General features: G+C 65.2%; 18 protein-coding genes and 1 pseudogene. 11 read left to right on the top strand and 8 right to left on the bottom strand.

Going from position 1 to position 21,837, the window contains the following annotated elements:
* Nucleotides 1-428: 428 nt before the first annotated feature.
* The 5 genes from FVQ98_RS06950 to FVQ98_RS06930 all read left to right on the top strand — a co-directional run bounded on the left by FVQ98_RS06950 (nucleotide 429) and on the right by FVQ98_RS06930 (nucleotide 4,173).
* Nucleotides 429-1,130 carry a tellurite resistance TerB family protein gene (locus FVQ98_RS06950; RefSeq protein WP_147912770.1) on the top strand — a complete coding sequence of 234 codons (702 nt, stop codon included), beginning with the start codon at nucleotides 429-431 and terminating at the stop codon, nucleotides 1,128-1,130.
* Between the two features lie 227 nt (nucleotides 1,131-1,357).
* Entirely contained in the window at nucleotides 1,358-2,077 is a 720-nt protein-coding gene (locus tag FVQ98_RS06945; protein WP_147912693.1) for a helix-turn-helix transcriptional regulator, read from the top strand.
* Between the two features lie 56 nt (nucleotides 2,078-2,133).
* Entirely contained in the window at nucleotides 2,134-2,799 is a 666-nt protein-coding gene (locus tag FVQ98_RS20390; protein WP_458329479.1) for a glutathione S-transferase N-terminal domain-containing protein, read from the top strand.
* Nucleotides 2,800-3,109: 310 nt separating this feature from the next.
* The gene (locus tag FVQ98_RS06935; protein ID WP_147912769.1) at nucleotides 3,110-3,640 is read left to right on the top strand and encodes a phosphatidylglycerophosphatase A family protein; all 531 of its coding nucleotides are present in this window, start codon (nucleotides 3,110-3,112) and stop codon (nucleotides 3,638-3,640) included.
* A complete protein-coding gene (locus FVQ98_RS06930; protein WP_147912692.1) occupies nucleotides 3,634-4,173 on the top strand; it encodes a CinA family protein in 540 nt (179 codons plus the stop codon). The genes FVQ98_RS06935 and FVQ98_RS06930 overlap by 7 nt, the downstream gene beginning before the upstream one ends.
* 6 nt (nucleotides 4,174-4,179) lie before the next feature.
* Here FVQ98_RS06930 and FVQ98_RS06925 read toward each other — a convergent pair whose 3' ends face one another.
* Together FVQ98_RS06925 and FVQ98_RS06920 are read right to left on the bottom strand one after the other, a co-directional pair.
* Entirely contained in the window at nucleotides 4,180-4,557 is a 378-nt protein-coding gene (locus FVQ98_RS06925) for a hypothetical protein (protein WP_147912691.1), read from the bottom strand.
* Between the two features lie 94 nt (nucleotides 4,558-4,651).
* A complete protein-coding gene (locus FVQ98_RS06920) occupies nucleotides 4,652-6,307 on the bottom strand; it encodes a hypothetical protein (RefSeq protein ID WP_147912690.1) in 1,656 nt (551 codons plus the stop codon).
* Nucleotides 6,308-6,552: 245 nt separating this feature from the next.
* Here FVQ98_RS06920 and FVQ98_RS06915 point away from each other — a divergent pair.
* The 6 genes and pseudogenes from FVQ98_RS06915 to FVQ98_RS06890 form a co-directional block, all read left to right on the top strand.
* A pseudogene (locus tag FVQ98_RS06915) lies at nucleotides 6,553-8,274 on the top strand (FMN-binding glutamate synthase family protein); the annotation flags it as partial.
* 555 nt (nucleotides 8,275-8,829) lie between these two features.
* Nucleotides 8,830-9,606: an ABC transporter ATP-binding protein gene (locus tag FVQ98_RS06910; protein WP_147912689.1), complete on the top strand. Its 777-nt coding sequence runs from the start codon at nucleotides 8,830-8,832 to the stop codon at nucleotides 9,604-9,606.
* A gap of 11 nt (nucleotides 9,607-9,617) precedes the next feature.
* On the top strand, nucleotides 9,618-10,334 hold the full coding sequence (locus tag FVQ98_RS06905) for an ABC transporter ATP-binding protein (protein ID WP_147912688.1): 717 nt from the start codon (nucleotides 9,618-9,620) through the stop codon (nucleotides 10,332-10,334).
* Nucleotides 10,335-10,387: 53 nt separating this feature from the next.
* Complete coding sequence (locus FVQ98_RS06900; protein WP_147912687.1) at nucleotides 10,388-11,608, top strand: ABC transporter substrate-binding protein; 1,221 nt, start codon at nucleotides 10,388-10,390, stop codon at nucleotides 11,606-11,608.
* A 48-nt stretch (nucleotides 11,609-11,656) separates the two neighbouring features.
* Nucleotides 11,657-12,541 carry a branched-chain amino acid ABC transporter permease gene (locus FVQ98_RS06895; RefSeq protein ID WP_147912686.1) on the top strand — a complete coding sequence of 295 codons (885 nt, stop codon included), beginning with the start codon at nucleotides 11,657-11,659 and terminating at the stop codon, nucleotides 12,539-12,541.
* A 115-nt stretch (nucleotides 12,542-12,656) separates the two neighbouring features.
* On the top strand, nucleotides 12,657-13,550 hold the full coding sequence (locus FVQ98_RS06890) for a branched-chain amino acid ABC transporter permease (RefSeq protein ID WP_255507671.1): 894 nt from the start codon (nucleotides 12,657-12,659) through the stop codon (nucleotides 13,548-13,550).
* A 129-nt stretch (nucleotides 13,551-13,679) separates the two neighbouring features.
* Here the strand turns inward: FVQ98_RS06890 and FVQ98_RS06885 are convergent, their stop codons facing one another.
* The 6 genes from FVQ98_RS06885 to lptB all read right to left on the bottom strand — a co-directional run bounded on the left by FVQ98_RS06885 (nucleotide 13,680) and on the right by lptB (nucleotide 21,814).
* On the bottom strand, nucleotides 13,680-15,257 hold the full coding sequence (locus FVQ98_RS06885; protein WP_147912684.1) for an aldehyde dehydrogenase family protein: 1,578 nt from the start codon (nucleotides 15,255-15,257) through the stop codon (nucleotides 13,680-13,682).
* A gap of 80 nt (nucleotides 15,258-15,337) precedes the next feature.
* Nucleotides 15,338-15,775: a putative toxin-antitoxin system toxin component, PIN family gene (locus FVQ98_RS06880; protein WP_255507669.1), complete on the bottom strand. Its 438-nt coding sequence runs from the start codon at nucleotides 15,773-15,775 to the stop codon at nucleotides 15,338-15,340.
* 42 nt (nucleotides 15,776-15,817) lie between these two features.
* A complete protein-coding gene (locus tag FVQ98_RS06875) occupies nucleotides 15,818-17,146 on the bottom strand; it encodes a THUMP domain-containing class I SAM-dependent RNA methyltransferase (protein ID WP_255507668.1) in 1,329 nt (442 codons plus the stop codon).
* Nucleotides 17,147-17,170: 24 nt separating this feature from the next.
* A complete protein-coding gene (locus tag FVQ98_RS06870; protein WP_147912683.1) occupies nucleotides 17,171-19,297 on the bottom strand; it encodes a sensor histidine kinase in 2,127 nt (708 codons plus the stop codon).
* A 175-nt stretch (nucleotides 19,298-19,472) separates the two neighbouring features.
* Complete coding sequence (locus FVQ98_RS06865; protein WP_147912682.1) at nucleotides 19,473-21,053, bottom strand: RNA polymerase factor sigma-54; 1,581 nt, start codon at nucleotides 21,051-21,053, stop codon at nucleotides 19,473-19,475.
* A complete protein-coding gene (lptB, locus tag FVQ98_RS06860) occupies nucleotides 21,050-21,814 on the bottom strand; it encodes an LPS export ABC transporter ATP-binding protein (RefSeq protein WP_147912765.1) in 765 nt (254 codons plus the stop codon). The genes FVQ98_RS06865 and lptB overlap by 4 nt, the downstream gene beginning before the upstream one ends.
* Nucleotides 21,815-21,837 lie beyond the last annotated feature (23 nt).

Here is a 21,837-nt window from a genome sequence, read left to right as displayed (position 1 = left end):
CAGTCCGCCGCGCTGGTCAAGTCCTACCCGTTAACGCCCGCCACGGCGTGAACCGGCGTAAGTGATGGCGATGGCCATCAGCACGCCGTAGGCGGGCACGAGCAGCAGCAGGATTGCCGGGCGCAATTCACCACGGCGATCTCCAACCAGTTCGCGGCCTTGAAAGCGTCGGTGCTGCGGCAGCAATGGCCGAGAAGGCCGCGCGCTGGATCGTCGGCCAGTGAGAGAAGCACGCGCTGGCGACGCATTCGCTTGCATTTTTTCCGAGCGCTGAATTGAAAGAAAATCGGCCTGTAGCCCTACAGACACGTGCACGAAAAGCTATAAAAAAAGAAGCGATAAGGTGATCGCCGCGCTGCGAACCGCCGGTTGAGATCGGCACGGCGGGCGCCATGTGCAAGGTTTCCACTCCCGATCTGCACCTGCCCATGAACCAGCTCACCGGCTTTCTCGACCACCTGCTCAAATCCGCCGGCGCCACCGTCAGCGGCGCCAACCAGACCAACCGCGGCAGCGGGATCGGCGGCGCAATCAACAGCGACTTCGGGCGCGGCACGCTCACGGGCGGCGCACTCGGCCTGCTGCTGGGCAAGAACAAGAAAGCGCGCAAACTGGCCGGCTATGGCGGCTTGGCCGCGCTGGGCATGATGGTCTACAACACCTACGGCGAGTACCAGCGCCAGCAGCAAGGCACGGCCGGCCAGGCGCCCTCAGCCCAGCCGGTGCCGGCGACGCCGCAGACCGTGGACCGCCTGCCCGCGCCGCAAGCCGACGCGCACAGCGCCGCCATCCTGCAGGCCATCGTCGCCGCCGCCAAGGCCGACGGCCACATTGACGCGCGTGAGCGCGAACTGATCGAAGGCGAAGTCGCCCGCCAAGGCTTGCCGACCGACGTGCAACAGTGGCTGCGCGCCGAGCTGGAAAAGCCGCTCGACCCCGCCGAAGTCGCCCGCGCGGCCACCACGCCCGAACTGGCGGCCGAGATGTACCTGGCCAGCCTGCTGGTGGCCGACGAGCAGGGCTTCATGGAACGCGCCTACCTCGACGAGCTGGCCAAGCGCCTGCAACTGGATCCGGCGCTGCAGTCGCGCCTGCAGCGGCAGCTGATGGCAGCCGGCGGCGGCACCTGAGCCGCGATGGGGCAGGCATGCACTGCCAGGCGCGGCGCCGGTAGCGGTTGATGACCTGGGCTTCAGGTCAAAACGCCCGTCAGCCCTGGCTACATCTGCGCGAACAGCTATCAATGTCGAAGCAATGGATGGTGCCAGCATCGCCGTGAACGCTGCACGCTGGCACGCCGCGCAACGGCGCCAGACAAGGTCGCGCCGTTCGCCGCCACGCGCCTACACTGCGGCCCATGTCTCGCGCCGCCCGCCTGCTGCAACTGCTCGAACACCTGCGCGCGCGCCGTCAGCCGGTGCCGGGAGCCGTGCTGGCGGAGCAGGCCGGTATCAGCCTGCGCACGCTGTACCGCGACATCGCCACGCTGCGCGAACAGGGTGCGCTGATCGAGGGCGATCCGGGCGTCGGCTACGTGCTGCGGCCGGGCTTCACGCTGCCGCCGCTGATGTTCAGCGAAGACGAGCTGGAGGCCCTGGTGCTGGGCGCGCGCTGGGTCGCCAGCCAGGCGGCCGACCCCGAACTGGCGCGCGCCGCGCAAGGCGTGATGAACCGCATCGGCGCCACGCTGCCGACGGCGCTGCGCCTGGGGGTGGAAACCAGCGGCCTGTTCGTGCCGCGACGGGCTCACGCGGTGCCCGCGGCGCCCTGGCTGCCGGCGCTGCGCCAGGCGATCCGCGCCGAGCACGCGCTGTGGCTGGACTACCGCGACGAATCGGGCGCCGCCACGCGCCGACGCGTCTGGCCTTTCGCCATGGCCTTTTTCGACCACGCGCGCCTCATCGCAGCGTGGTGCGAGTTGCGCCAGGGTTTTCGCCATTTCCGCGCCGACCGCGTGGTCGACCTGGCCGACACCGGGGCGCGCTACCCCGAGCGCCGCCATGCGCTGATCCGCCGTTGGCGCGCGCACATGCACGCCGAGCACCCGCAGCTGGAAACCGCTGCTGACAGAAGTTGACACGGAGCGCCCGCACACTGGCGCTGTCTTGTTTGACTTCACCACCAAGGACGACCATGAGCGACACCCTGACCTTCTACACCAACCCCATGTCCCGCGCCCGCGTCGCGCGCTGGATGCTGGAGGAAACCGGCCTGCCTTACGAGACCCAGGTGCTGGAGTACGGCACCACGATGAAAGCGCCGGGATTCCTGGCGATCAACCCCATGGGCAAGGTGCCGGCGCTCAAGCACGGCGACACTGTGGTCACCGAAAACGCGGCGATCTGCATGTACCTGGCCGACCTGGTGCCCGAGAAGAAGCTGGCGCCCCCCGTCGGCAGCCACGCGCGCGGGCCGTACTACCGCTGGATCAGCTTCATGGGCCCGCTGGAGCAACTGATGGTCGCCAAGACCACCGGCGGCGCGCTGCCCGAGCCGGGCATGGCTGGCTGGCTTCGGCACCGAAGCGGATCTGGTCAATGCACTGGAAGGCGCCGTGAAAGACCGCGACCACCTGGCCGGCGACACCTTCACCGCCGCCGACCTGCTGGTGTCGTCCTGCATCGGCTGGTATCTGCAGTTCAAGCTGCTGGAGCCGCGCCCGGCCTTCATCCGCTTTGTCGAACTGCACCGCAACCGCCCCGCGGCCCAGCGCGCGAACGAGCTGGACGGGCCGATCCTGGAAAAGCGGGGTTGATCGACGCCGGTCTGGCGCCGTGGCGGGTAGGTGATGCGCGATGATTGCTATTGATTGAATAGCTGTTAGCGCAGGTGGCTGTAAGGCGAATGACCAAAAACATTTGTTTCTGAGGCGCGCGTTCCGTCTTGCCAGCACGCCATGAGCGTTCGGCACAATGCGGGGCTCACCGTCTGGAATGCGCCGCATGTTGATTTCCTGCCCTGGCCTTGCTCTCCTGTGCGTTGCCGCGGGGGGGGCAGCATGAGCCTGGCCAACACCCCGCGCGATGACGTGCAGGACGTGACCTCACGCCCCCTGCCGCCTGAGCCTGCGAGCGCCCCGTCACCCACGCAACCCGCCGTGCTGGAACCGATGGGCGACCCTGGTGGGCCATCGCCCGCAGCCAGCGTGCGGCCGTCGGCGCGCTTCATGCGTGCGCACCCGGCGCATTGGATCGCGCTCGCGTTCGGCGCGGGGCTGTCGCCCTTCGCGGCGGGCACGGTGGGCACGCTCTGGGCTTGGCTGGTGTGGGCGCTGCTCCTGAGCGGCCTCAGTCCCACGGCGCAGGCGGTGGTTGTTGCGCTCGGCGTGCCCTTGGCATGGTGGGCGGCCACGGTGACTGCGCGACACCTGCGCACCGCCGATCCGGGGGCGATCGTCGTGGACGAAGTGGTGGCTTTCTGGATCGTGCTGTGGCTGATTTCGCCGGCCTCGTTCGGCGCGCAATGCGCCGCGTTCGCGCTTTTTCGCTACTTCGACGCGGCCAAGCCCGGCCCCGTGGGCTGGGCCGATCGCCTGCTGCACGGCGCGCGCGGCTGGAAGGGGGGCTGGGGCATTGTTTTGGACGACCTGGTGGCGGCGTTCTGCACGCTGTTCGTGATCGCAGTGTGGCGCGCATGGTGAAACCATCGCTCTCAAAACAAGAGCTGGCTGCGCCCGGTGGGCGGTCATTGCAGGCCGATTTGGTCCTGAAGCTGGCCGAACGCCTGCGCGCCGCCGGCTGGATGCTCGCCACGGCCGAGAGCTGCACCGGTGGCCTGATCGCGGGCGCCTGCACCGACCTGGCGGGCAGCAGCGACTGGTTTGAGCGCGGCTTCGTCAGCTACAGCAACGCCGCCAAGACCGAGTTGCTGGGGGTGCCCGCCGAGCTGATTGCGCGCCACGGCGCGGTGAGTGAGGCGGTCGTGCGGGCCATGGCTGAGGGCGCCGTGCGCCATTCGCGCGCCCAGACGGCGGTTGCCGTGACCGGCGTGGCCGGCCCGGGCGGCGGCAGCGCCGACAAGCCGGTGGGCACCGTGTGGTTCGGCTGGTGTGTCGCCGATCGGACCGAGAGTGAATGCGTCCGCTTCGACGGCGACCGCGCCGCCGTGCGCGCGCAGACCGTGTGCCATGCGCTGGCCGGGCTGCTCCGCTGCGCCGGGCAGCCCACGGCCTGACTCAGGCTACGTCCGTGGCACCAGCTGCGTGACCTGGCCGTTGTCGCGCTTCAGGTAAATGTCGCTGCCGAGCAGTCGCACTTCGTTGCAGGTCGACGCGATGGTCTTGAACTCGAAGCAGATGCGGCCGTCCTCGGCACGCCAGGTGCCTTTTTCTGACCGGCCTGAAAAGTAGGCCGTGACGTCGTTGCTTGCAGCGCCGTAGTCGGTGCGGATGTTGCCGGTGGCGAAGTTGAACGACTTGCCTTTGACCGCGTTGGCGACTTCGGCCTTCGTCGGCGTGCGTACGCCGGCAGGGAAATCAGACGCGGGCGGCGTCGATGCGCAAGCCGAAACGAGCACCACGGCGAGGGCGGCCAATGGGTAAGAAAAACGGTACGTCATGTGAGTCTCCATTCCAGTTGGAAAGCGTGGTTTGCCGGGCGATTGGGGTGGACGGGCGCGCCCCACGGGGACAACGTCGGTCTCAGGTGATTTGTCAGATACCCAGCTGCGCTGCCATGGCTGCCCACCCCGTGGCGTTGATGCGGTTCGCGTAAGACGTTCGCGCGTTTTGTGACGGCTTGAGTTGGCGGAACCCGAAAATCTGCTTGTCGCCATTGCCCCAGTCGAATTCGGTGTAGCCGCGGATGTGGTTCATGAACGTCACGGGGTGACCTTCGAAGCGCATGAGCCGCACACCGTTTTCAGTCGAAATCGTGTAGGTGCCCGTATTGAGTACCGTGCAGTTGGACGGATTCACTCCGTCGGTCAAATCGCAACCGTAGTACTGCACCGGCCCGGTCGCTGCTGTGGCGGTGCTCGTAAACGAGACGCGCAGGTTGCGTTTGTCGTTTTCCAAGGCGCCGAGGCTGAGCATGCCGCTACCGGTGGAAAGATTGACCGTGCTGGCTTGCCGGATGGGGATGAGCTGTTCCAGCTGCGTTGCGGTCTTGCGGTCGAAGCCATTGCCGAAAACGGTGTAGACGGGGGTATTGAGCTTCATCCTGATGCGCAGGGTTGAAGTGCTTGCGGCAGGAAACTGGGCCTCTCCAACCGCGCTGGCCAAGGCTGAAGCGGAGCCGGCGCCAACGTTGATGGTGTTGCCCAGACCGCTGGCCATCTCAGTGACCACATTCTTCATGACCTTGCCCCCCAAGTCGGTCGGATTCATCCGAAAGGTCATGGATGTGTCTGCGCCACAGTTGGTGCCTCTGTTGGGGTTCCCCGCCGTTCCCACAAACGGAACGTTGGTACGGCAAATGGTCCACCCGGTGGCTGTGAGGTAGGCCGTGTCAAACGGGTCCGAATTGAGCGCACCCGCTTTGACCCACTTGTACAAGGTGCGAGACCGGGTTTCGGTCGTGTTGACAGTCTTTTGCAGATCGAGATTTTGGCTGTAGGCGTAATTGGCTGCGTCCGTGTAAACCAGCGACGTCAAATCGCCGAGCGACTCCGACGCGGCGGCTTTTTGATCCGCGACTCGCAAGGGTGCTTTGACGCGGATGGCTGACGAGGTGAAGGCCGCGGCCAACCTCGCGGTGTCCTGCACCTTGTTGGGATCCTGAGGCGGATCGTCCTGATAGTTGTCGATCTTGGCGACGGCAATGCCCAGCTGAATGGCCACGTTCTCGCGCGCCACGGCTTCGGTCATGCCGCCGGCCATGCCCACAGTCACCAGCGTGGTCAGCGGGTTGATCGCGCCGCCGGTGCCGGCGGGACGCGTCAAAACGTAGTCCGCGGTGGTGGCCGCTGCGGTAGGAAAGTCAGCGTCGATGGCCGTGGTAGCAGCCGCTGCGTCACCGGCCTTGACCTGGGCAATCAAAGCGGCGGCAGTCAGGGCGGTTGGCGTGACCTTGGTCGGGTCGTACTTGACCGTGTACTTGCCGTCCGCGCCGGTCGGGCCAGAAGCTGGTTCGTCGGCGTCGCACGCCTTGTTGGCGTTCAAATCAAGACAGACCACGACGTTCTTGAGCGCGCCGGAGCGGGCGACTTGACCGGTCAGCGTGTTGGCTTCCGGGGCGGGGGGCGGCGACGGGTCGTCGTTGTCGTCGCCGCCACCGCAGGCGCTCAGGCCAAGTGCGGCGGCGGCAGTGAGTGACAGCAGATGGTGGAGGGCGGGCTTGGGTATGAAATATCTCCCGGCGAGTTGCAAGTAAAAGTTCCTGAGAGCGACACAATGTCTCTCTGGGGTATTCGGCCACGCCTACGCAACGGCGCCTATCCCACAAATGCGGTATGTCGATTCATCCAGTGCGCGGGATGCTTGGCGGCAGCGTCACACGCGGTAGGTAAGATGCGTCGGCGCCCGGGTCGGCATCGGTTCTTCTGGCGCGTCATCACCGGGCCCTGAAAAGCGGTTCCCACCTGTCCTGCTATCCAGCCAACCTTGGAGCGCCTGTGACGCCCAACATCACCTTCACCAACACCGTGCGCTACAGCACGCTGGCCTTGTGCGCGCTGGTGGCCGTGCTGAGCCTGTTTTCCATGATCGCGTTCGGCACCGGGCTGCTGTGGTTCCTGCTGGCGCTGGCGTTGATCGGTGTCGGCATTTACGACCTTCAGCAGACGCGCCACGCCATCCTGCGCAACTACCCGATCCTGGGGCATCTGCGCTTCGCGCTCGAGTTCATTCGGCCCGAAATCCGCCAGTACTTCATCGAAAGCGACACCGAGGCGCAACCGTTCTCGCGCGCGCAGCGCTCCATCGTCTACCAGCGCGCCAAGGGCGACCCGGACAACCGGCCCTTCGGCACGCAACTGGATGTGGGCGCCGAGGGCTACGAATGGGTCAACCATTCGCTGCACCCGACACGCATCGAATCGCACGATTTCCGCATCTGGATCGGCGGCCAGCCGGGCGGTGCGCGCGAGGGGGTTGCCCCGTGCACGCAGCCTTACAGCACCAGCGTGTTCAACATCTCTGCCATGAGCTTCGGCGCGCTGTCGGCCAATGCCATCCTGGCCTTGAATCAGGGCGCCAAGATCGGCGGCTTTGCGCACGATACGGGCGAGGGCAGCATTTCGCAGTACCACCGCGTGCACGGCGGGGATCTGATCTGGGAGATTGGGTCGGGCTACTTCGGCTGCCGCAACCCGGATGGCACGTTCAGCCCCGAGCGCTTTGCCGAACAGGCGCGCGACGCGCAGGTGAAGATGGTCGAAATCAAGCTCAGCCAGGGCGCCAAGCCGGGCCATGGCGGCGTGTTACCGGGGGCCAAGGTCACGCCCGAGATCGCGGCGGCGCGCGGTGTGCCGGTGGGGGTGGACTGCATCTCGCCCTCGGCGCACAGCGCGTTCACGACGCCTGTCGAGTTGATGCAATTTGTGGCCCGACTGCGTGACCTCTCAGGCGGCAAGCCCACCGGTTTCAAGCTCTGCATTGGCCACCCCTGGGAATGGTTTGCCATCGTCAAGGCCATGCTCGAAACCGACATCACGCCCGACTTCATCGTTGTCGATGGCGCAGAAGGCGGCACCGGAGCGGCGCCGGTGGAATTCACCGACCACGTGGGTACGCCGCTTCAGGAAGGGCTGCGTCTGGTGCACAACACGCTGGTCGGCGTGGGCTTGCGCGAGCGCATCAGGGTGGGCTGCGCGGGCAAGGTCACCAACTCCTTTGACATCGCGCGCATGCTGGCGCTGGGAGCCGATTGGTGCAATTCGGGCCGCGCCTTCATGATGGCCGTGGGTTGCCTGCAGGCGCAGACCTGCCACACCGGACGCTGTCCTACCGGCGTGACCACGCAGGACCCGATGCGCCAGCGCGCGTTGGTGGTCGCGGACAAGGCGCCGCGCGTAGCGCAGTACCACGCCAACACGATGCACGCGCTCAAGGAACTGCTGCAGGCGGCTGGGCTCAAGCACACCGACGAAGTGACCACCCACCACATCGTGCGCCGCATCGACGACGCCGAGGTGCGGCTGCTGTCATCGCTCATGCCGCAGGTAGCGCCCGGCGCCATCCTGGCCGATCTTGCGCACCTGCCCAACGTGTTCCGGCTGTACTGGCCGCTGGCCAGCGCACACAGCTTTGCTCCCCAGCAGCCATCAGAGAGCGAGGCGCCGCGCGACCTGCGCGACGGATCGGCGCACCGCAAGAGCAACGCGCCGGCATCGGCGGCCGAAGTGGCGCGCCAGTTGCAGCGGCAGGGTGGATCGCCAGCGCGCAGCGCCACGCCGGTGACGCCGAAGCAGGCCCCAGCGCCGATCGCCGCGCCGCCCTCGCCGACCGAGGTGCCTTCCACATGGAACGCGTCAGATGCGCACACCGCAGCGACTGCGCCAGCCCTTGCAGACGGCCAGTCAGCGGACGATCCGATGCGTGATCGGTAACCAACATTTTGAAGCATTTTTAGCGTCTGTGCGGCCTGTAGAAAGCGCTGAATGCTATGAAAAATGAAGCATTTGCTGTGTGCGCCCAGGCAGTGTGTTGGTCTGTCGTCGACGACTTCACGCTGGGGCGCTTGGTGACACGGTCGGGGGCATGGAGCACAGAAGAAAATCGATGGCTGCGTCTGTTGCAAGACCGGCGTCAGCTTTCGCATCCCCACGTCGGCGGTGTGGGAAGTTCCCGTTGCAAGCGGTTGATTTGACGAGTGAAAACCCCTATCGGCATGCTGCAGTGCGCAACGCATAATCCGCCCGTTTTTCAATCTATTGGGTGCGTCGAGCCACATGAGTTCGGACAACATTCTGGAAACACGCGGGCTCGTCAAGGAGTTCAAGGGATTTGTGGCCGTGAACGACGTGAACCTCAAGGTTCGCCGCGGCAGCATTCATGCGCTGATCGGTCCCAATGGTGCAGGTAAGACGACGTGCTTCAACCTGCTGACCAAGTTCCTCGAGCCAACGCGCGGTCAGATCCTGTTTGACGGTGCCGACATCACCAAGGAAAAGCCCGCGCAGATCGCTCGCCGCGGCGTGGTGCGCTCGTTCCAGATCTCATCGACATTCCCACACATGAGCGTGCTGGAGAACGTTCGTGTCGCACTGCAGCAAACGCTCGGCACCGCTTTTCATTTCTGGAAACCTGAAAGTTCGTTGAATCAGCTCAATGCGCGGTGCATGGAGTTGCTCGACGAAGTGGGTTTAACGCAGTACGCCCACCTGGCTGCCGTGGAATTGCCCTACGGCCGCAAGCGCGCGCTGGAGATCGCCACCACGCTGGCGATGGACCCGAAGCTGATGCTGCTTGATGAGCCGACGCAGGGCATGGGCCACGAGGACGTGGACATGGTCACGCAGTTGATCAAGAAGGTGGCGGCCAACCGCACCGTGCTGATGGTGGAGCACAACATGAGCGTGGTCGGCAGCATCGCCGACATGATCACCGTGCTGCAGTTTGGCCAGGTGATCGCCGAAGGACCGTACGCCGAGGTTTCGCGCAATCCGCAGGTGCTGGAGGCCTATATGGGCAGCGCTGAGGAAGCGCTGGTGGGCGCGCACGGTTGAAGTCAGAAATCATGAGTACATCCTCCAACCCATTCGCCATCCAGATCAAGGACGTGCACGCCTGGTACGGCGAGTCGCACATCCTGCACGGTGTCAACGTCGACGTGCGCCAAGGCGAGGTGGTCAGCCTGCTGGGCCGCAATGGCGCTGGCCGCACGACCACGCTGCGCGCCATCATGAGCCTGGTGGGCAAACGCACCGGCTCGATCCAGATCAACGGTGTCGAAACCGTGAAGATGGCGCCGCACCACATTGCTCGGCTGGGGGTGGGCTACTGCCCGGAAGAGCGCGGCATCATGACCTCGCTCACTTGCCAGGAAAATCTGATGCTGCCGCCCAAGGTGGCCGAAGGCGGCATGAGCGTGGAAGAAATCTACGACATGTTCCCCAACCTGAAGGCCCGCCGCAACAGCCCAGGGGGGCGCCTATCGGGCGGCGAGCAGCAGATGCTGGCAGTCGGGCGCATCCTGCGCACCGGCGCCAAGATCCTCCTGCTCGACGAGATATCGGAAGGCCTGGCACCGGTGATCGTGCAAGCCCTTGCCCGCATGATCCGCGAGTTGCGGGCGCGCGGCTTCACGGTGTTGATGGTGGAGCAGAACTTCCGCTTTGCGGCGCCGCTGGCCGATCGCTTCTACATCATGGAGCGCGGGCTGATCGTGCGCGAGTTCAGTGCTGAAGAGCTGCAGGCCAACATGCACATGCTGCATGAATACCTGGGCGTGTGAGGACCCCAAACCGTTTTTTTGTTGACAGTCCACTACCTGAAGGAGAAGTCTGTATGAAACGCAAATTGCTGTGCGCCCTGATCGCGGGTATGGGTGTGGGGGCCGCTGGCGTGGCTCAGGCTCAGATATCCGGCAACGTGGTCAAGATCGGCGTGATGAACGACATGTCGGGCTTGTACGCCGACATCGGCGGCCCGGGCTCGGTCGTCGCGGCCAAGATGGCCGTGGAGGATTACCTCAAGGCCACCAAATCTGGCCTGAAGGTGGAAATCGTATCGGCCGACCACCAGAACAAGCCGGACGTGGGCTCCAGCATTGCCCGCAAGTGGTACGACTCCGATGGCGTGGACATGATCATCGACGTGCCGACTTCTTCGGTCGGTCTGGCGATCAACCAGGTCACCAAGGAAAAAGGCAAGGCCTACGTCAACACCGGTGCAGGCACGTCCGACCTGACCGGCAAGGACTGCTCGCCCAATACGGTGCACTGGGTGTACGACACCTGGATGCTGGCGCATGGCACCGGCAGTGCGGTGGTGAAGAACGGTGGCGACAGCTGGTTCTTCCTGACCGCCGACTACGCATTCGGCCACGCGCTGGAGCGCGATACGTCCGAGGTCGTCAAGGCGTCCGGGGGCAAGGTGCTGGGCAGCGTCAAGGTGCCGCTGAACACGCAAGACTTCTCGTCCTTCCTGCTGCAGGCGCAATCGTCCAAGGCCAAGGTCATCGGCCTGGCCAATGCGGGTGGTGACACCATCAACTCGATCAAGCAGGCGTCTGAATTCGGCATCACCAAGGGTGGCCAGAAACTGGCTGGTCTTCTGGTGTTCCTGCCGGACGTCCATGGTCTGGGTCTGGACAAGGCGCAGGGCCTGAACCTGACCGAAACCTTCTACTGGGACCTGAATGACCAGACGCGCGCCTGGAGCAAGCGTTTTGCGGCTGCCAACGGCGGCAAGTACCCGTCTTCTGACCACGCTGGTGTCTACGCGGGTTTGATCCACTATCTGAAGGCCGTGGACGCAGGCAAGACCGATGACGGCACCAAGGCCATCGCCAAGATGAAGGAGATGCCCACCGACGACATCCTGTTCGGCAAGGGTACGATCCGCGCTGACGGTCGCAAGCTGCATCCTGCTTACCTGTTCGAGGTGAAGAAGCCCAGCGAGTCCAAGGGCCCGTACGACTACTACAAGAAGGTCGCGGAGATTCCGGCTGACAAGGCATTCCGTCCGGTGGACCAGGGCAGTTGCCCCTTGGTCGCCAAGAAGTAAAGCACTCGGACGCGTCAGCGACAGGTACAAGCAAGGCGTAGGACACGCATGGATATCTTTGGCATTCCTATTCAGGCGATGATGGGGCAATTGCTCATCGGCCTCATCAACGGTTCGTTCTACGCCTTGCTTTCGCTGGGCTTGGCCGTGATCTTCGGCCTGCTCAACATCATCAACTTTACCCACGGAGCCCAGTACATGCTGGGCGCCTTCGGAGCATACCTGCTGTTGAACAAGCTGGGCCTGGGCTACTGGTGGTCACTGCTGCTGGTGCCCCTGCTGGTTGGTATCACCGGCGTGATCATCGAGCGCACCATGCTGGCGCGGCTGTACAAGCTGGACCACCTCTATGGCCTGCTGCTGACCTTCGGCCTGGGGCTGATGATCCAGGGATTCTTCCGCAACGAATACGGCTCGACGGGCTTGCCTTATGCGATCCCCGAGCAACTCTCCGGAGGCTACAACCTCGGGTTCATGTTCCTGCCCAAATACCGGGGTTGGGTGATCTTGGCGTCGCTGGTGGTGTGCGTCGGGACCTGGTTCGTGATCGAGCGCACCCGTCTGGGTGGCTACCTGCGCGCTGCGACCGAGAACCCACAGTTGGTGCAGGCTTTCGGCATCAACGTGCCGCGCATGATCACGCTGACCTACGGCTTCGGCGTGGCCCTGGCTGCATTGGCTGGCGTGATGGCTGCACCCATCTACCAGGTCAGCCCACAGATGGGTGCCGACCTCATCATCGTGGTGTTCGCGGTCGTGGTCATTGGGGGCATGGGCTCCATCATGGGCGCCATCGTCACGGGTTTTGGCTTGGGCTTGATCGAAGGTCTGACCAAGGTGTTCTATCCTGAAGCTTCGACGACGGTGATCTTCGTGATCATGACTATCGTGCTCTTGATCCGTCCGGCCGGCTTGTTCGGCACTCAGAAGTGAACGACCGAACATGAACGCCGTGACCTCGAATTCCTCCATCAGCGCCGATGGCGCATCGGCCCAGGTGGCCACCAGCCGGAGTGTCGCCCGGACACACCGTATCGCCTTTCTCATCATGGTCGCCATCCTGATCCTGGCACCCGTGATGGGGGTGTACCCAGTCTTCATGATGAAGGTGATGTGCTTCGCGCTGTTCGCGTGCGCCTTCAACCTCATGCTGGGCTACGTCGGCCTGCTGTCCTTCGGCCACGCCATGTTTCTCGGTGGCGCAGCCTACGTGACCGCTCACGCGGCCAAGATCTGGGGCCTGACGCCCGAGCTGGCCATCCTGTTGGGCACGGCGTGCGCTGCCGTACTCGGCTGGGTGGTGGGGCTGCTCGCAATCCGTCGCCAGGGGATCTATTTCGCCATGATCACGCTGGCACTGGCCCAGATGATCTTCTTCTTCAGCCTGCAGGCGCCGTTCACCGGGGGTGAAGACGGTATCCAAGCGGTGCCGCGGGGTCGCTTGTTCGGCCTGATCGAGTTGACGAACACCACCGCGATGTACCTCTTCGTAACGGCGATCTTCCTGATTGGCTTTTTGATCATCCACCGCGTGGTGTACTCGCCGTTTGGTCAGGTGCTGCAAGCCATTCGCGAGAACGAGCCGCGCGCCATCTCCCTGGGCTACGACGCCGACAAGTTCAAGCACCGCGCGTTTGTGATCTCAGCGGCACTGGCCGGCCTCGCCGGGTCGACCAAGGCCATTGTGTTTCAGTTGGCTTCGCTCACCGATGTGCACTGGAGCATGTCCGGTGAGGTCGTCCTGATGACCATTCTGGGCGGCATGGGCACCATCTTTGGCCCCGTGGTTGGCGCCGCCGTGATCGTGACCATGCAGAACTACCTGGCCGAGCTGGGCGCCTGGGTGACGGTGATTCAAGGTGCGATCTTTGTCATTTGCGTGCTGCTGTTCCGGCGCGGCATCATGGGCGAGCTAGGTGCGCTGCTGAAGAAGTCGCTCTGAACCGGCTGCCCGTATCCGGCGCGCGCCCGAAAAGCAAAAAGCCAGCGCGGGCAACCGGGCTGGCTTTTGTTTTGGTGCACGCCAACCTATGAAGGCGGCAGCTCGGCAAGGCGCCTGCCGCCTCTTCGGTCATTCGACCACGGTCTGCGACTGCTCCCGCATGTACTGCTGCAGATAGTAGAAAGAACCGATGGCCTTGCCGGTGCTGCCGCTGCCCTTCCAGCCCCCAAAGGGCTGGTAGCCCGGCCAGGCACCGGTGGTGGCGCCTTGCGGGCGGTTGGCGTAGGTCACGCCGGCTTCGATCTCGCGGTGAAAGCGCGCGGTCTCCTCGGTGCTGCCATAGAAGCCCGCCGTCAGGCCGTAATCGGTGGCGTTGGCGCGCCGCAGCGCTTCGTCCAGCGAGGCCACCTCTCCCACCAGAACGATCGGCAGAAAGTGCTCGTCTACCCAGGCGACGTCGTCCAGGGGCGCGCGCGCCACCGTTGGCGCCACGAAGAAGCCGCGCGCCAGCGCGCCGGCGGTCAATGTGGCGCCGCCAGCGTCGATCGTGCCCACCGCCTTCAAATGCTCAACCAGGCGGTCGTACCGCTCGTAGGCGCTGCGGCTGATCACCGGGCCCATCCAGTTTTCGGCGACCGTGGGATCGCCGACTGCGAGCGCGGTGGTCAAGGCCACCAGCCGCTCTCTCAGCGGCGTGGCCACTTCCTGCTCGACGTAGACGCGCGAACAGGCCGAACACTTCTGCCCTGACAAGCCGAAGGACGAGCGCACGATGCCCAGCGCCGCCCGTTCGATGTCGGCGTGGCGCGTCACGATGGTGGCGTTCTTGCCTCCCATCTCGGTGATGCAGGGGCGAGGGTAGCGGCCCATGACGCTGGCGCGCAGCACTTCCATGCCTACAGCATGCGAGCCGGTGAAGGTAACGCCCGCGACCTGCGGGTGCTGGACCAGCGCGCGTCCGGTGGCGTCACCGCCGGTGACGAAATTGACCACGCCGGGCGGAATGCCTGCGTCACGCAGGCATTCCAGCAGCAGCCAGCCCGACAGCGATGTTTCAGGCGACACTTTGTAGACCACCGTGTTGCCCGCGATGAGGGCGGGGCCGACCGGACCGCCCGACAGGGCGAACGGGAAGTTGAACGGCGCGACCAACGCCCAGACACCGTAGGGCTTGAGCACGGTACGGTTGTGGCTGCGGAAGTTGGGTAGCGGGTCGTCGGCCAGCAACCGGTCGAAGCCGTCGTGCTGTTCCATCTGGTCGCAGTACCAGTCGATGAGGTCGGCGGTCTCCTGCACCTCGCCGATCGATTCCATGCGGTTCTTGCCGACTTCCACGGCGACCGCGGCACTGATGGTGTACACGCGCTCCTCGATCAGGCGGGCCGCTCGCCGCAGCAGGGCAACGCGATCGGGCCACGGCGTGGCAGCCCAGGCCGGGAAAGCAGCGCGGGCCGCTTGTACGGCCTGATCGACCTGTGCGGTCGAGCCTTGCACGAAACGGCCGATTAACCAATCCTGATTGATCGGCGAGCGGACTTCAAAGCGCTCGCCTTCCATAAGAGCCTGGTCGTTCACCCACTGCGCGTGGTCCTTGCCCATGCCATGCTGCTTGAAGTGCTGCAGGGCCGCGTCGAAGCGCGCATGCAACTCCGCTGGCGGGTTGAACATCGTTGAATAGGTCAGCTTGAACGCGTTGCCGTCCGGCATCTTTCACATCTCCTGTTGTTATTTGAGCCATAGGGGCGCATGCCCCGGCGCAGTGTAGGCCGTCTAGGTGCGTCCAGCGCTCAAATGAGCGGCCAAGGGCGCACCTGTGCGACACCCCAGGGCGCCAGGCGCCGCGCCAACTCGATCACCCGCGCGTCCTTGCTCACCAGAATCGCGCGGTGCTGCACGGCCAAATCAATGAAGACTTGGTCATCCGCATCGCGGCAGCGCACGGTGCTGGTTGGCGGCGGGGGCGCGATATGCGCATGGGCGTCGAACTTCGCCAGCACGTCCTGCGCCGACAGCGAAGTGCCTCCCAGCCGGCGCTCAACCTGTGGGTAACCGAGTACGCGTGCGAGCTCTTCGCGCATCACGAGTGTGGCGCACCAGTGCAATCGTCCCGCGGTCACGGCGTTCAGCAGCCCGGTGGCACCGGGGTCTTGAAACACCCAAAGGTCCAGCACGCAGTTGGTGTCGATCACCACTGGGCGACCGGGTGTGAACAACGGTTCGGACAATTTGATTGCTATTAAAATAAGAGCTGTCAGCGCAATGCTGACCTAGGCTGAGGTCTGATTCGACCTGGGATCTTCGCGCCGGCCCGTGAGATCAAAACGAAACAGCCGGCACTCGATGGGGCCGTTCCACATGGGCACGCGACGGCTTTCCTTAAGGCGCAGGCGGCCGGGCAACTTCAAATCCGGCGTCAGCAACCAGGCTGTCCAGCCTGCGTAGTGACTTTTCCAGTGCGCCGCCAGGCGCGTGAAAAAGGCATCGCCGGCGTCGCGTTCGCCAGCACTGGGCTGGTGGGAGGGCGCGCGTCCCAGGGGGGCGCTCTGGAAGGCCTCCCGGCCACGCGCCTTCTGTCCCGCCACGCCGGCGGCGGCGATCCGCTCGCCATACGGCGGGTTCATCAACATCGTCCCGGGCTGCGGCGTTGGCGGCAACCGCTGCAGCGCATCGCCGCCACGCAGTTGCACGGCGTGTGCAACGCCAGCCCGTTCGGCATTACGCTGCGCGAAATCGACCATGCGGTGCGCGACATCGCTGCCGAATACACGCGGTGCCCCTTCAGGGGGCTGGGCGGCGGCGCGCGCTTCGGCTTTCATCGCTGCCCAGGCGCGGGCATCGAAGGGCCGAAGCCGCTCAAACGCGAAGCGACGTTCGCCGCCTGCGGGCAGGTTCAGCAGCAACTGTGCGGCTTCGATCACGATCGTGCCGCTGCCGCAGCAGGGGTCATACAGCGGCTCCTTGCTGACCCGCCGCTCCGCCGGTTGCCACCAGCCACTGGCGGCCAGCATGGCGGCAGCGAGCGTTTCCTTCAGCGGCGCGTCCCCCTTGTCCTGGCGCCAGCCGCGCTTGAAGAGAGGTTCGCCGCTGGTGTCGATGTACAGGCTTGCATGGGTCGCACTCAGGTGCGTGTGGATGCGCACCTGCGGCATCTGCGTGTCGATGCTGGGACGCGCACCCGTGCGCGCGCGAAAGTGATCGACCACCGCGTCCTTGACCCGCAGCGTGGCAAAGTTCAGGCTTTTAAGCGGGCTGCCGTGCGCCGTCAGGTCGACACGCAGGGTCTGCTGGGCGCTGAACCATTGCTCCCAATCCACGCCCGAGGCCAACGCGTACAGGTCCTGCTCGTCCCGATAGGCACCGTCCGCCAGCTCGATCAACACGCGCTGGGCGAGCCTGCTGTGCAGGTTCAGGCGCAGGGCGGTGGCCCAGTCAGCGCGCACGCGCACACCACCGCGGTCGGTCAACAGGTCCTGGCCCACCAGACCAGTAAGTCCGTGGACCTCGTCGGCCAGGTAGCCTTCAACGCCGCCGGCACAGGGCAAAAAGAGGTGCAGCGCGGCACGCATCTGGACGGCCGCGGGAGAAGATGTCGCCATGGCCGCGCATTGTGACCTACCCGGTTAGGGCGCGGGCTCCAGCGGCAGCCGGACCGCCATCGTGACGAAGGGATCGTCGTAGGTGTAGGTCAGCGTGCCGCCATGGGCTAGGGCGATGGTCTGACCCACATAGAGACCGAAGCCCAGGCCCGAGCGTGAATCGTCGATCGCGGCGGGCACGGTCGGGCTGAAGAGGGCTGCCACCACCGACTCCGCAATCGGTGGACTGATGTTGCTGATTTCGACCAGCGCCTCGGACCCTTCGCGACCGACGCGGACCACCACCGACTCTCCGGCATGGCCGTGCCGGACGGCGTTTTCCAGCAAGCCGTCGAACAGTCGCGCCAGACGATCCGGTTCGCCTTGCACCGCAATGGCTGCCTCCCCTTCGTGGACCGCCGGAGTCTCGAAATAGATCGAGGTGCCGTGGTGACGTTGCTGTGCCGCCCCGATCCTCTCCGCCAGCAGTTCGCCCAAGTCGACCGGGGTCCGGATGAGCGGGCGCACACCCTGGCGCAGCAGGCTCAATTCCATGGCCTGGTGAAGCACACGCTCGAACCGGCCTTCCGGTTCGTCTGTTCCCGGCGAGGCCGCCGTGTCGGGCCGTGCATGGAGCATCGCACTGACGGCATCCCGGTAGCGGTGCATTTCCGCGACCCGTGCTGCCACCAACCGGCGCAAGTCGGCGCCCAAGGCGTCGAGCGCAGCCACGTCTTCATGTGCCCATGGCTTGGAGAATCCGCGCAGCGTTTCCTCGCTCGATTGGACTAGGTGCAGTGTGCGGGCACGCTCGGACAGCACTGGCCAAGCGCCCCAGGTGACCGTGTCCAGGCGTTCGCGCCGCAGCAACAGAATGCGCCCCTGGCTGGAAGCGTCGTAGCTTATGGAGAGCAGGCCAGCCCAGCCGCCGAGCTCGTCGGCCAGCGCCGGTGCGGCAAGGGCGAGCGAATCGGTGGCGTATGCGTGCCCGTCATCGACGCCACTTTCGCTGAGCCACCGACGCAAGGTCGACCACAGCTGCGGCGTTACCGGTCCGTGGGCGTGCAGGCTGGACTGGTGGCTGACCAGCATCGCTTCGGCGCCAAAGGCCTCGGCGATTTCCTGGGAGCGGGCCGACAGCACCTGGGCCGTCTCGACCGCCGATTGCATCTGATCCAGCAAGGTGCTGCGCAAGTGCTCGAGCTGGCGCTCGCGGGCGATCCGGTCCTGCGCCAGTTGCGACTGCAGTTGCGCGGACACCAACTCGGCCAGCACCGCGCAGATCGAGCGGGTTGGATAGGGCACCTGCAAGCGCGTCCGGTGGTGGCTGATGATGACTCCCCACAGTTGGTCTTCGATCATCAGTGGCAGCGTCATCGCGGCGCCCATGTCGGACTGGCGCAGGTAGTCGACCGGCAATGGCTCCGGGCTGCGCAACACTGCGTAAGTCAGGTCCAGCGGCCGTGCACTGGGATCGAGGTTGAACACCGGCACGGGTTGACTGTGGGCGTCGGCGATGAGGCGCACCGCATTGAGCTGACAAAGACGCCGCGTGGCTTGCGGGATGGCTTCGTCGGGAAAGCTGTAACCGAGAAATGAAGGCAACTCCGGGATGCAGGCTTCGGCCACCACATCGCCTCCGCCGCCGACATCCTCGCGTCGGAAGCGGTAGACCATGGTGCGATCGAGACCGGTCACGGCGCGCACCGAGCGAACGGCTTCTTCCAGCAGCGCCTGTGCCGTGTCCTGGCGCCGCAGGTTTTGAACGATGCGGTGCAGGGCGGGGCCGAGTTCCTGACGCATTGGTTCCTGCTGGCACCACTCCCACTCCACCAGCGTGGGACCTGGATGCCGGTGCACGAGGAGGTCGAAGCTCCTGCCGTTCAGTGCCACCTGACGGTGGCGCAGGGCATCTGCTTCGAAAAAATTGGTGCTCTGAGGGCCGCTGAGGCTGGCGAGCAGTTGCGCATCGCCGGCCACATGCTCCAGTCGCAGACGCTCGCCCAACACCGGCGCCAAACGACCCAGCAATTCGCAGGCGTTGGCGCTCAAATGGGTGACGAGGCCCTCCGAATCTAGCCCAGCCAGGACGCCGTGAGCCTGGATGCTGGCGGCGGTGCCCTCTCCCAGCGATTTGGGCGCGCCTGCCATGACGGTGGGGAGAGCGCGCATCAGGCAGTCCCGAAATGAAGAAAAGGCGGGACGTCAGGGGTCATCGGGCGAAGGTTCGGTAGGTGGGCGCGCAGGCAGGGTAGAGATTGGCTTTCAGTGTATAGGCGCCAGATGCGCGACGCTCTGAAGATCGGCATAGGCCCGTGGCTGATGAATGAGCCGCGCAGTTCCGTTTTTACTGTGCAGCGCGGCGCAGGCTGGCGACCGGGATGCGAAGGCTCTCTCGGTATTTCGCCACGGTACGTCTGGCGCAATCGATGCCCTGTTCCTTGAGCATTTCGGCCAACTGGTTGTCCGACAGGGGCTTGGCCGGATTCTCCGCCCCGATCAGTTGCTTGATCAGTGCGCGTACCGCCGTGCTGGAGGCGTTGCCACCGGATTCGGTGCCCAGCGCCGAGCCGAAGAAGTACTTCAGTTCATAGGTGCCGCGTGGGGTCGCCATGTACTTGGCGGTGGTCACGCGAGAAATCGTCGACTCGTGCACGCCGAGCTCATCGGCCAGTTCGCGCTGCACCATCGGTCGCATGGCGAGGTCGCCATGGATGAAGAAGCTCTTCTGCCGTTCGACGATGGCCTGCGACACGCGCAGGATGGTGTCAAAGCGTTGCTGGATGTTCTTGATGAACCAGCGCGCCTCTTGCAGGCGCTGGGCCAGCGCCTGGTGGTGCTCGCCGCCCTTGCCGCCGCGCAGGGCGCTGGCGTAGACGTCGTGCACGCGCAGGCGCGGCATCACGTCCGGGTTCAACTGCACCCGAAAGCGCTGTTGCGCGCCACTGCCGCTCACGCTGACGATGACGTCGGGCACGACGATGTTGCGTTCCACGTCGGCAAAGCGGCGGCCGGGTTTGGGCTCCAGCGTAGCGATCAGCTGCATGGCGGCGCGCACATCCGGTTCCGGCAGCTCGGTCAGCACGGCCAGGCGCTTCGCGTCGCGCTTGGCCAGCAGATCGATGACGCCATGTTGCGCGCAGACTTTCAGTGCCGCAGCAAGGCAGTCGGATTCGTCTGCGCTGCTGCCCAGGGCGCGCCGACGCTCGCGCAGCTGCAGGCCAAGGCATTCGGCGAGATGGCGCGCGCCCACGCCCGGCGGGTCGAGCGACTGCAGCAGCTTGAGCGCGAGGGTGAAGCGGTGCACTGCTTCTTCCATCTGATCGACATCGTCGTCGTCGTCCATCAGCGTGGCCGCCAACTGGGCCAGCGAATCCTCTAGGTAGCCGTCGTCGTTGAGCGACTCGATCAGAAAGCGCAAGGCCGCCGCGTCCTCGGGTGACAGGCGCAGCGCCAGTGCCTGTTGGTGCAGGTGAGCGGTCAGGCTTTCAGGCGCTTCCGCGCGATCGCCCGCGTCCAGTTCGTCTTCATCCGGAGCCTGTGCGCCGCGCGCCGGCGCATCGCCGCCCCATTCGCCGTCGTCGGCGCTGACTTCCACGCTGCCGTCGCCATCCCAACCTTCAGTTGCGAGGGAATCTGAGTCAAATTCGGCCTCTGCGCTAGAACCATCTGCGTGAGCAGCTTCTGTTTCGATAGCATTTTCGCTGGCCCGGTCGCCTTCGCTGGTGCGGCTGTCGGCGTGCTGCAGCCCAAATTCCTCGCGCGGCGCGGCGTCGTCTTCGCGCTCCAGGAACGGGTTGTCGTCGAGCATCTGCTCGATTTCGCTCGACAGCTCGAGTGTGGAAAGCTGAAGCAGCCGGATCGACTGCTGCAACTGGGGTGTGAGCGCGAGGTGCTGCGAAACCCGCAGCGACAGACCGGGCTTCACAGGCGGAAGTGCTCTCCCAGGTACACGCGCCGCACTTGCGGGTCTTCGACGATGTGCTCGGGCGTGCCGGTGGCCAGCACTCGCCCTTCGCTGATGATGACCGCGTGGTCGCAGATGCCCAGGGTTTCGCGCACGTTGTGATCGGTGATCAGCACGCCAATGCCGCGGCTCTTGAGGAAGGCGATGATGCGCTGGATCTCGATCACCGCGATCGGATCGATGCCTGCGAACGGCTCGTCCAGCAAGATGAAGCGCGGCTGGGTGGCCAGCGCCCGCGCGATTTCGACGCGCCGGCGTTCACCGCCCGACAGCGCGGGTGCGGGCGAATCGCGCAAGTCGTTGACGTGCAGCTGCTCCAGCAGCTCGGTCAAGCGGCGTTCGATCTCGGTGCGGCTCAGCGTGCGGCCATCTGCGTCCTGCTGCAGCTCCAGCACCGCACGCACGTTCTCGGCAACCGTCAGTTTGCGGAAGATCGAGGCTTCCTGCGGCAGGTAGGACAAACCGAGGCGCGAGCGGCTGTGGATCGGCATGTGCTCGATCGGCTGGTCATCAATGCTAATGGTGCCGGCGTCGGCCCGTACAAGGCCCACGATCATGTAGAACGAGGTGGTCTTGCCGGCGCCGTTGGGGCCAAGCAGCCCGACCACTTCGCCGCTGGCCACGTCGAGCGAGACGTCGTGCACCACGCGGCGCGCGCCGTAGTTTTTGCGCAGGCCGCGCACCTCCAGCCGGCTCAGCGGTTGCTCCGACAGCAGCGGCACCGGCGCGGTGGCACCGAAACGGG

Source organism: Ottowia flava, from assembly GCF_008017535.1.
Lineage (GTDB): Bacteria > Pseudomonadota > Gammaproteobacteria > Burkholderiales > Burkholderiaceae_C > Ottowia > Ottowia flava.
Note: the sequence above shows the minus strand (reverse complement) of the source record. Positions and strands in the feature narration are given on the sequence as shown.

Bases quoted from the DNA above. Each gene is read 5' to 3' on its own strand.
- FVQ98_RS06930 (WP_147912692.1), top strand. From the start codon at position 3,634: ATGGTGAAACCATCGCTCTCAAAACAAGAGCTGGCTGCGCCCGGTGGG.
- FVQ98_RS06895 (WP_147912686.1), top strand. From the start codon at position 11,657: ATGGATATCTTTGGCATTCCTATTCAGGCGATGATGGGGCAATTGCTC.
- FVQ98_RS06885 (WP_147912684.1), bottom strand. From the start codon at position 15,257: ATGCCGGACGGCAACGCGTTCAAGCTGACCTATTCAACGATGTTCAAC.
- FVQ98_RS06905 (WP_147912688.1), top strand. From the start codon at position 9,618: ATGAGTACATCCTCCAACCCATTCGCCATCCAGATCAAGGACGTGCAC.
- FVQ98_RS06900 (WP_147912687.1), top strand. From the start codon at position 10,388: ATGAAACGCAAATTGCTGTGCGCCCTGATCGCGGGTATGGGTGTGGGG.
- FVQ98_RS06875 (WP_255507668.1), bottom strand. From the start codon at position 17,146: ATGGCGACATCTTCTCCCGCGGCCGTCCAGATGCGTGCCGCGCTGCAC.
- FVQ98_RS06935 (WP_147912769.1), top strand. From the start codon at position 3,110: ATGGGCGACCCTGGTGGGCCATCGCCCGCAGCCAGCGTGCGGCCGTCG.
- FVQ98_RS20390 (WP_458329479.1), top strand. From the start codon at position 2,134: ATGAGCGACACCCTGACCTTCTACACCAACCCCATGTCCCGCGCCCGC.
- FVQ98_RS06945 (WP_147912693.1), top strand. From the start codon at position 1,358: ATGTCTCGCGCCGCCCGCCTGCTGCAACTGCTCGAACACCTGCGCGCG.
- FVQ98_RS06870 (WP_147912683.1), bottom strand. From the start codon at position 19,297: ATGCGCGCTCTCCCCACCGTCATGGCAGGCGCGCCCAAATCGCTGGGA.
- FVQ98_RS06890 (WP_255507671.1), top strand. From the start codon at position 12,657: ATGGTCGCCATCCTGATCCTGGCACCCGTGATGGGGGTGTACCCAGTC.
- FVQ98_RS06910 (WP_147912689.1), top strand. From the start codon at position 8,830: ATGAGTTCGGACAACATTCTGGAAACACGCGGGCTCGTCAAGGAGTTC.
- FVQ98_RS06925 (WP_147912691.1), bottom strand. From the start codon at position 4,557: ATGACGTACCGTTTTTCTTACCCATTGGCCGCCCTCGCCGTGGTGCTC.
- FVQ98_RS06950 (WP_147912770.1), top strand. From the start codon at position 429: ATGAACCAGCTCACCGGCTTTCTCGACCACCTGCTCAAATCCGCCGGC.